This window comes from Vibrio sp. Vb1026, from assembly GCF_033338745.1.
Taxonomy (GTDB): domain Bacteria; phylum Pseudomonadota; class Gammaproteobacteria; order Enterobacterales; family Vibrionaceae; genus Vibrio; species Vibrio alginolyticus.
This window is the reverse complement of record NZ_JAWOTH010000036.1, coordinates 1-9,164: the sequence shown is the minus strand read 5'-3', so window position 1 is coordinate 9,164 and position 9,164 is coordinate 1. Positions and strand designations below refer to the sequence as shown.

The window sequence follows — 9,164 nt, the reverse complement described above, 5'->3', positions numbered from 1 at the left end:
GCGCTGAGTTCTTTTAGTTGTTGATTTCATAACACTCTCCAATTTTGGGGTGGAAAGTGTCAACCTTATTTAGGACGACACACATTTTTAATAAAAAGCTGGGCAAATGCTCAGCTTTTTTTTATCACAGGATAATCGCACCAAAACAAAGGCAGTTAAATATACCACTAGAGACCCAAAAAATACCAAAATAAAAGAATAAAAAACCACAAGTTAACACTATTGATTATTATGTTAGTTTTTTAGGGTAATTTTGTCCTACTATTCCACTTCATGCTTATTATTTATATACTACTTTCCTGCTGAGAGCTCATAAATCCAATCATACCTGCTCCAGCCTTGATGGGACTCCCCATCTCTCTAGGTGATAAACGGCTTTAAGGTGACAGGACCAACATTGTTGGTGCTACTTATACATTAAAAAACTCAAGTGCCAGTAAGAGCGCAGCTGAAAGTATAAGTAGCTTGTTTACAAGTTTATTGACCATTTGGATTGAAGACATGTCATTACCACACGTAATCTTAACTGTTCTTAGCACTCGCGACGCAACCGGTTACGATATCACTAAAGAATTCTCTGCTAGCATCGGTTACTTCTGGAAAGCAAGCCACCAACAGGTGTACCGTGAACTCAACAAAATGGCTGAGAAAGAACTGGTTACTTGCGTATTAGAACCCCAAGAAGGCAAACCAGACCGCAAGGTTTACTCCATTACAGACGCTGGTCGCAGCGCTTTAGGAGAGTGGTTTGATCAACCAACTGCACACCCAACAGTTCGTGATGAGTTTTCAGCGAAATTGATGGCATGTGCCGTTCAACCAGCGGCTCCATTCCGTGACCAACTCGCCGAGCTAGTTGAAGAGTCTCGCAAACTGGTTTCTCACTACAAAGAAATTGAAGCGGCTTACTACGCAACGCCGTCAACTTTAGATAAACAAGCTCGCCTAGAACGTCTAACGCTTCGCCGTAACCTACTGTTACGTGAAACTTGGATCACTTGGGCAGAAGAAGTTCTAACTGAACTTGAAGTGATTGGTTAAACTCCTTTTGCTTTGATAAAACGAAAAAGGCTTGCCACTTGGCAAGCCTTTTATCTTTTTGAAACTAGGTTTACGCACCGACTACTGCGCGAGGACGAACACCCAACGTATGGCATAACGCGTAAGTCATCTCTGCACGGTTTAGTGTGTAGAAGTGAAAATCCTTAACCCCTTCACGACTCAGTACACGCACCATATCAATAGCTTGGCTAGCTCCTACAAGCTGGCGAGTCACCGGATCATCATCCAAGCCATCGAATTGTTTGCTCATCCATCCTGGTACTTTCACATTGTTCTGTGCCGCAAAGCGAGAAGCTTGCTTAAAGTTCGATACAGGCAAAATTCCTGGCACAATCTCTACGTCAATTCCTGCCGCTACACAACGGTCACGGAATCGCAGGTAAGACTCAACGTCAAAAAAGAACTGAGTAATAGCACGGTTTGCACCTGCATCTACCTTACGTTTTAGGTTCAATAAGTCAGACTGTGCGCTTTTAGCTTCAGGGTGAACCTCAGGGAATGCAGCAACGGAGATATCGAAATCGTGGCGTGATTTCAGCAGCTCAACCAAATCCGAGGCATACATATCAGGCGCACCGCCACCTGGAGGAATATCACCACGCAGAGCGACGATATTTTCAATACCATTGTTCCAATAATCATCGGCAATATTAATCAGCTCTTCACGAGTCGCATCAATACAAGTGAGATGGGGAGCGGCAACCAATCCGGTTGTTGCTTTAATTTCTTTAATGATGGAGTGTGTTCTGTCACGCTCGCCGGAGTTCGCACCGTAAGTCACAGAAACAAATTTAGGTTGAAGCGTTTTAAGACGGTGCACTGAATTCCAAAGTGTTTCTTCCATCTTAGCGCTGCTTGGCGGAAAAAACTCAAACGATACATTGATGTTATCTGATAACTCAGCAATATTCTGGTTCAAGGCGTCGATATGGCCTGCGTGCGTATATCCCATCTTACTCTCCCTGCGGCACTCCGCCACGAAAACAAATCCTTAAAATCGACGTTTAGACGTCTATATGTCTACAGAATGTATTGAATACGATTTAATGTCAACCTTGTAATTATGAATTTTTCTCAAGTTAATAATGAAGATAGTTCAAGTTTCTACTTGAGCATCATCTCACCATTTTGCACGGGTTATGACTTCAGTATGGCACTGATAGGGGAATAAAAAACCCTGGATTAATTCCAGGGTTTTTAGGTCAATCGCAACTTTAAAATAAACCAGCCAATCGGTTGAGGTCGGATTGAATAGCGCCGGCTGTCACTTCTCTGCCTGCGCCTGGTCCTCGAATGACCAGAGGGTTATCTTTGTACCACTTGCTCTCTATGGCAAAAATGTTATCGCATGGCAATAAGTTGGCGAGCGCGTGCTCACGAGATAACGCTTCGACTCCCACCGTTGCTTTACCATTTTTTTCTAAACGCGCCACATAGCGAAGCACTTGATCGTTTCTCTGTGCTTTTGTCAGACGCTCTTGAAGTATTTCACTCAACAACGCTCCATTATCGAAGAAATCATCTAAGCTCAGTTCTCTTAATTCTTCTGGCACCAAAGACTCAACTTTAACGCTGTCTGGTTCTATATCTAGGCCCGACTCTCGAGCCAAGATGACTAACTTACGCATTACATCGGAGCCATCTAAATCAGAACGAGGGTCAGGTTCGGTTAACCCTTGCTGCCAAGCAAGATCGACTAAATCATTAAATGGCACAGAACCATCAAACTGTTGGAACAGCCATGATAGCGTCCCCGAGAAAATACCCGATAGAGCGACGATTTCATCCCCACTTTCACGAAGATCTCGCACGGTATGGTTTATCGGTAACCCAGCACCAACCGTTGCGTTGTATAGCCAATGACGACCAATTTTAGCGAATGCATCTTGAACCTGATGGTAGTACTGACTATCTGCGGAACCGGCCACTTTGTTAGCGGAAATCAAATGAATGCCTTGCTGTGCGATTTCTACGTAGCGCTGAGCTAACTCTTTACTCGCGGTAACATCAAGCACGACGGCTTCATCATAGCTTTTAAGTGCTCCCAAACGTGCCAGCCAATCCCCATTGTTTGCTATGCTTTCATCATCAAATCGTTCAGCTACACTCGCCGCCTCAATACCTTGCTCATCGAACCAATAGGTTTGGCTATCCACAACCGCGACAAGATCAAAGCTCATACCATGACGTTTTTCGAGCTCACTTTTTTGCGTCGCAAATAAATTTAACCAACTAGAACCAATATTACCCTTGCCACATAAAGCCACTGCCACGCGTTTTTGCGCTTGGAACAACTGGCTATGAATCGTTTGAACCAACGCCTCAGTATCAGTACGGCGCAAAACAGCGACTAGGCTCAGCCCTGAGTCTGTTTCAGAGATAAATTCTACCGAAGAGTGCTTTAGCTTCTGATAAAAGCCAAAGCAATGATTGGCGTTTTTCGTAACGCCTGCACCTACCGCAGCTAAGAGCGAGTAACCTTCTTTTAGCTTAATTTCAGCCTCTACCGCAAGCTCTTGCAAGTGTTTCAATGCACCACCGGCGATTTCTGCGGTGTAAGCCAAGCGTAGCGTGTGCTGATCGGATTGAGCTTCAAATGCCAGTGGCTCTAATTGCGCGCGCTGCAACGCTTGTAATACATCACTCTGTGTTTTTTCGAAGTCGTGCCCATGCATGAAAGACAACTGCACCAATAAAACATCATCCAGTGAAGTAATAATTTTAGCGCCACGACCAGATGCCAATACACGCTCAATACGAGTAGAACCCGACTCTGGCAGATAGCTACACTTGAGATTAAGATCCATGGTACTTTGCGCCACAGGCTGAAGCGTACGACTGTGTAGCACTGGGGCAGCTAAGCGAGCAAGTTCACTGGCTTCATCCAATCGAAGTAACGGTAATAAACAAGCGTCAGACACCAAACGTGGATCGGCACTATAAACACCAGCAACATCACTCCAAATCGTGACAGTACTGACTTCAGCAAGCGCGCCTATGACCGTTGCAGAATAGTCAGAGCCGTTACGACCAAGTAGAATGGTTTCTCCTGCCTCGTTCTGAGCCATAAAGCCAGTAATTACCACACGTTTATGGTTATGCTGCGCGAGGATCTCTTTAATTAAAGGGTATGAACGAGCGCGATCAACCTCTGGTTGAGTTCCCGCTTCTGCACGTAAAAACGCTCGTGCATCTTGTGCAACCGCAGGGATAGAACGTTGAGATAATAACGCGGCCAATAGGCGAGCAGACCATACTTCTCCGTGCCCCAGTACCGCGGCTTTTTGCGCATTAGTGAGTGGTGCAGTCAGCTCCGAGAGAGTACTGAACTCATCATGTAATAAAGCTAACAGCTCTTCTTTTGCTTCACTCTCCAACAAGCTTTCTATTAGCTCAGTTTGGAACTGTCTCAAGCTTTGAAGCGCTTCATGCGCAATTCGGCCATCTTTATTTAACCCTTCCAAAAACTCAATCAAGCGATTAGTGGTTTTTCCTGCAGCAGAGACGACCACCAGATCATTTTCTGTCGAATACTCCTTGAGAATACCCACAACGCGTAAGTAGCATTCTGGGTTTGCTAAGCTACTGCCACCAAACTTATGCAGCTGACGTTGTACAGTCATTGTTATCGTCTCCTATTACTGGGTAGCTTTAGCGAACGCTTGTTCTAAATCTGTGATGAGGTCTTGTGCATCTTCCAAACCGACAGACAAACGCAATAGTTGATGAGAGACCCCAGCCTCCGCCAGCGCCTCCTCACCCATTGCACGGTGCGTCATGGATGCTGGGTGGCAAATCAAACTTTCTACACCACCTAATGACTCTGCTAATGAAAACAGTTGGAGCTCTTTCACAAACACCTTTAACTGCTCAAACGAACCAGCAAACTCAAAACTCAACATAGAGCCAAAGCCCGTTTGCTGCTTTTTAGCAATGTCGTGACCTGGATGTTCCGGCAGGCTTGGATGATAGATAGTTTTAACTAACGCTTGTTTCTGTAGGTAAGCTAGTACCTGCTGTGAGCTCTCTTCATGTACTCTCATACGAGCAGCAAGCGTACGAATACCTCGCAGTGTCATGTAACTATCGAAAGGTGTGCCCGTTGCACCAATACAATTACCCCACCATGCAAGCTCTTCTGCATGCGCTTCTGTGTTGGTGATGATTACCCCACCAATTACGTCCGAATGACCGTTGATGTACTTTGTTGTGGAGTGGATAACAAAATCCGCACCTAGCTCTAAAGGTTTTTGGTACACGGGTGTCAAAAAGGTATTGTCCACCGCAACTAACGCGCCGATTTGTTTCGCTTTTTCACAAGTAGCTGCAATATCCACTACGCGAACCAGAGGGTTTGACGGAGTTTCTAGCAAAATGAGTTTTGGTTTTTGTGCCAATGCAGCATCTAAAGCCTGTTCGTCTGATTGATCGACAAACTGAACCTTAAAATCGCCTTTGTTAGCTCGGGTATTAAAAAGACGATAGGTACCACCATAACAATCGTGAGGAGCAATAATGAGATCATCTGGGCCGAGAAAAGCGGAAACCCATAAATTTAATGCCGACGTACCGCAGTTAGTAACAACCGCTCCTTTTCCAGACTCAAGTTCAGATAGCGCACTTTCCAACAGTCCGCGGTTTGGATTACCAGATCGTGTGTAATCATACTTGGGCACTTCACCAAAAGCAGGAAAACCATAGTTAGTGGAAAGATAAATAGGTGGAACGACAGCATGATATTGGCTGTCTGATTCAATACCAGTGCGTACTGCAATGGTCGCAGGTTTGCGAGTGCTCATGGGTGTATCCTTTCACGGGTAATGACTTCTAAATAGGAATGCGCTATATCTAATGAGTAACATAAAGTGATCAACACGCTTCCTTTGCTGTTATGTTCACTTTACTCGTCAAAAAATGAGACGTCAACACTTCTAGACGTCTATATGTCTTTGCTTATGGCGGTAAATGCAGCTAAAATCAGCACCTAAATTATTTTTAACCGATTACATAAATGAAGGTGTGCAATGGCTGACTGGAATGGCGAATACATTAGCCCATATGCAGAGCACGGCAAAAAAAGCGAACAAGTAAAAAAAATTACCGTCTCTATCCCGCTAAAAGTTTTAAAGGTGCTAACTGATGAGCGTACTCGCCGTCAGATCAATAACTTACGCCATGCAACCAATAGTGAATTGCTATGCGAGGCATTTTTGCACGCGTACACAGGTCAGCCACTTCCGACAGATGAAGACCTTCGTAAAGACCGTCCTGATGATATTCCAACAGAAGTAAAAGCGCTGATGACGGAAATGGGCATCGAATTTGAGTCATTCGACGAAGAATAAAAAAGCCTGATAAGAGGTTTCAGGTAATAACTCTTGCCTCGAGCCAAATGAATGACATAAAAAATGGGACGCAATAGCGTCCCATTTTTGTGTATCACATCTGAAAGATATATTACTCTGCCATGTAGTTTTCAGGCATCTCGATACGAGCTACACCTGAATTAACCGCCGCCTGAGCAACCGCTTTTGCAACACGTGGTAGCAAACGTGAATCCATTGGTTTTGGAATAATATAGTCCGCACCAAACTCTAGCTTATCAACACCTGCAGCCTTCAATACGGCTTCAGGTACAGGCTCTTTTGCTAGCTCACGAATCGCCTCAACGGCTGCAAGTTTCATTTCATCATTGATTTCACTTGCACGCACATCAAGAGCACCGCGGAAAATGAATGGGAAACACAATACGTTGTTAACTTGGTTAGGATAATCACTACGGCCAGTACCCATGATCAAGTCATCACGAACTGCGTGAGCAAGTTCCGGCTTGATTTCAGGATCCGGGTTAGAACATGCGAATACGATTGGCTTATCTGCCATCAACTTCAACGCTTCCGCTGGCAATAGGTTTGGACCAGATACACCTAGGAACAGATCTGCACCTTCAATTACGTCTTCTAGTGTGCGCTTATCTGTATTGTTCGCAAATAACTGCTTATATTCATTAAGGTCATCACGACGAGTGTGAATCACACCTTTCCGATCTAGCATGTAGATTTTTTCGCGCATTGCACCGCATTTGATCAGAAGCTCCATACACGCTACAGCGGCAGCGCCAGCGCCAAGACAAACAATTGTTGAATCTTCAAGTTTCTTACCTTGAAGTTCGATTGCATTCAGCATACCCGCTGCCGTTACAATAGCAGTACCATGTTGATCATCGTGGAATACTGGTACATCACAACGCTCAATCAAACGTTTTTCAATCTCAAAACAGTCTGGTGCTTTAATATCTTCAAGGTTGATACCGCCAAAAGTGTCTGCAATGCTCGCAACAGTATCAACAAATTCATCGATCGTGCGGTGCTTAACTTCAATATCAATAGAGTCAAGACCTGCGAAACGCTTAAACAGTAACGCTTTACCTTCCATCACTGGCTTAGATGCAAGTGGACCTAGGTTACCTAGACCTAGAATAGCGGTACCGTTAGAAATAACAGCAACCATGTTCCCTTTTGCAGTGTACTTGTACACGTTATCCGGGTTTTGTGCGATTTCACGCACTGGCTCTGCAACACCAGGGCTGTATGCAAGGGCAAGATCACCCGCCGTTTCCGCAGGCTTTGTCAGTTCGACAGCAATCTTTCCTGGAGTTGGATAAGCATGGTAATCCAATGCTTTTTGGCGATGTTCTTCTTCTGGAGTGGCTGCTTGGTGGTTGTCTTCAGACATGGACGTTTCTCTTTTTTATTTTTAGGTAAGGGGGCATAAATTCTATCGGATAGAAATCAAACTTCATAGGCAAGATTGCGAGCAATATCCTTAAAAAGCCGATAATAAAAGAGATTAGACCAGATAACGGGGTTAAGCACCTGATTTTCGAGTCAGGTGCTCTTTCTTCTTACTATTATTGGAGTATGCAAACTCAGAAAGTATCGTTACTCTTCGTCCACGTATTGCGCTTGGAGATAATTCTCAATACCAGACATTTCAATCAAGCCAAGTTGCGTCTCTAGCCAATCAACATGTTCTTCTTCATCTTCAAGAATATCTTGGAAGAGATCTCGAGACACATAATCTCGAATGTCTTCAGCGTAGGCAATCGCATCTTTTAAATCTGGAATAGCCGCCATTTCAAGCTTTAAGTCACACTCGAGCATTTCCTTGGTATCTTCACCAATCATCAACTTACCTAAATCTTGTAGGTTCGGTAGGCCTTCAAGGAACAAAATACGCTCAATTAGATGATCGGCATGCTTCATCTCATCGATAGATTCGTGATATTCCTTGTCTGCTAGGTGCTTTAAGCCCCAGTCTTTATACATTCTGGCGTGAAGAAAATACTGATTAATAGCGACGAGCTCGTTACCGAGCACTTTATTGAGATGTTGAATGATGATTGGATCGCCTTTCATGACAAAACCCTCCTCTTTGGCTTCATTTAAATGTAGAAGCAAATGAGAAGGTGTCAAAATGTAAGGCAAATAATTACTGCATACTTACAGCAATTAGCTGGCTTGTTTAAATTCCGTGTAACTAGTTTCCGCTAAAATTTCCTTGGCCTGTCTGATGCACTTACCACATTGGCTGCCCAATGCCGTGCACTTTTTGATTCCTTTAATATCTGTTACGCCTTCATCTATCGCCAACTTCCTAATTTTTTTGTCGGAGACACCATGGCAAAGACAAACGTACATACTCAAAAAACCTATAAAACTAATCTGTGACAAACAATATAAACAAGAATAGTTCTTGTTACCAGTCGCATTATGGTGTCCGCTCAGAATATTTGGTTATAACGATTTTACCGCTGCAGGAAAAGATCAAAGGGTTAAGAGGGGTGAGTAAAAGCGTTAAGAAACAAAGCCGGTAAAACTCTGTTTTTAAATCGAAAAAGTGACGTCTTTTATTTCAACACTTATAACTAAATGTAATCTAGAAATGAAAAAGGGAAGCCTAAGCTTCCCTTTTCGATGCGCTTTCTTCAAAAAGAAGAACAGTGCAAGATTTCGTTTAATTCGTTATGAATTAGTCGAAGATCTTAGCAACAACACCAGCACCTACTGTACGGCCACCTTCACGGATCGCGAAACGTAGAC

General features: G+C 43.9%; 8 protein-coding genes and 1 pseudogene. 2 read left to right on the top strand and 7 right to left on the bottom strand.

The window, feature by feature from the left end; genetic code table 11:
- Positions 1 to 501 precede the first annotated feature (501 nt).
- Positions 502 to 1,041, top strand: a complete 540-nt coding sequence (locus R7E47_RS23655; RefSeq protein ID WP_005382791.1) for a PadR family transcriptional regulator — start codon at positions 502 to 504, stop codon at positions 1,039 to 1,041.
- 70 nt (positions 1,042 to 1,111) lie between these two features.
- On the opposite strand, the gene metF is transcribed toward R7E47_RS23655, so the two are convergent.
- The 3 genes from metF to R7E47_RS23640 all read right to left on the bottom strand — a co-directional run bounded on the left by metF (position 1,112) and on the right by R7E47_RS23640 (position 5,861).
- Positions 1,112 to 2,014 carry a methylenetetrahydrofolate reductase gene (gene metF, locus R7E47_RS23650; RefSeq protein WP_005381345.1) on the bottom strand — a complete coding sequence of 301 codons (903 nt, stop codon included), beginning with the start codon at positions 2,012 to 2,014 and terminating at the stop codon, positions 1,112 to 1,114.
- Between the two features lie 262 nt (positions 2,015 to 2,276).
- Entirely contained in the window at positions 2,277 to 4,685 is a 2,409-nt protein-coding gene (locus R7E47_RS23645) for a bifunctional aspartate kinase/homoserine dehydrogenase II (RefSeq protein ID WP_213916229.1), read from the bottom strand.
- 15 nt (positions 4,686 to 4,700) lie between these two features.
- A complete protein-coding gene (locus R7E47_RS23640; RefSeq protein ID WP_005382793.1) occupies positions 4,701 to 5,861 on the bottom strand; it encodes an O-succinylhomoserine (thiol)-lyase in 1,161 nt (386 codons plus the stop codon).
- Positions 5,862 to 6,086: 225 nt separating this feature from the next.
- Between R7E47_RS23640 and metJ the strand changes: the two genes are divergently transcribed.
- Positions 6,087 to 6,407: a met regulon transcriptional regulator MetJ gene (gene metJ / locus R7E47_RS23635; protein WP_005381353.1), complete on the top strand. Its 321-nt coding sequence runs from the start codon at positions 6,087 to 6,089 to the stop codon at positions 6,405 to 6,407.
- Between the two features lie 112 nt (positions 6,408 to 6,519).
- On the opposite strand, the gene R7E47_RS23630 is transcribed toward metJ, so the two are convergent.
- The 4 genes and pseudogenes from R7E47_RS23630 to R7E47_RS23615 all read right to left on the bottom strand — a co-directional run.
- The gene (locus R7E47_RS23630; RefSeq protein WP_005381358.1) at positions 6,520 to 7,797 is read right to left on the bottom strand and encodes a malic enzyme-like NAD(P)-binding protein; all 1,278 of its coding nucleotides are present in this window, start codon (positions 7,795 to 7,797) and stop codon (positions 6,520 to 6,522) included.
- Positions 7,798 to 8,003: 206 nt separating this feature from the next.
- A complete protein-coding gene (bfr, locus tag R7E47_RS23625) occupies positions 8,004 to 8,480 on the bottom strand; it encodes a bacterioferritin (protein ID WP_005381359.1) in 477 nt (158 codons plus the stop codon).
- Between the two features lie 93 nt (positions 8,481 to 8,573).
- Positions 8,574 to 8,762, bottom strand: a complete 189-nt coding sequence (locus R7E47_RS23620; RefSeq protein WP_005381360.1) for a (2Fe-2S)-binding protein — start codon at positions 8,760 to 8,762, stop codon at positions 8,574 to 8,576.
- Positions 8,763 to 9,093: 331 nt separating this feature from the next.
- A pseudogene (locus tag R7E47_RS23615) lies at positions 9,094 to 9,164 on the bottom strand (elongation factor Tu); the annotation flags it as partial.

Bases quoted from the DNA above. Each gene is read 5' to 3' on its own strand.
- R7E47_RS23655 (WP_005382791.1), top strand. From the start codon at position 502: ATGTCATTACCACACGTAATCTTAACTGTTCTTAGCACTCGCGACGCA.
- metF (WP_005381345.1), bottom strand. From the start codon at position 2,014: ATGGGATATACGCACGCAGGCCATATCGACGCCTTGAACCAGAATATT.
- R7E47_RS23645 (WP_213916229.1), bottom strand. From the start codon at position 4,685: ATGACTGTACAACGTCAGCTGCATAAGTTTGGTGGCAGTAGCTTAGCA.
- R7E47_RS23640 (WP_005382793.1), bottom strand. From the start codon at position 5,861: ATGAGCACTCGCAAACCTGCGACCATTGCAGTACGCACTGGTATTGAA.
- metJ (WP_005381353.1), top strand. From the start codon at position 6,087: ATGGCTGACTGGAATGGCGAATACATTAGCCCATATGCAGAGCACGGC.
- R7E47_RS23630 (WP_005381358.1), bottom strand. From the start codon at position 7,797: ATGTCTGAAGACAACCACCAAGCAGCCACTCCAGAAGAAGAACATCGC.
- bfr (WP_005381359.1), bottom strand. From the start codon at position 8,480: ATGAAAGGCGATCCAATCATCATTCAACATCTCAATAAAGTGCTCGGT.
- R7E47_RS23620 (WP_005381360.1), bottom strand. From the start codon at position 8,762: ATGTACGTTTGTCTTTGCCATGGTGTCTCCGACAAAAAAATTAGGAAG.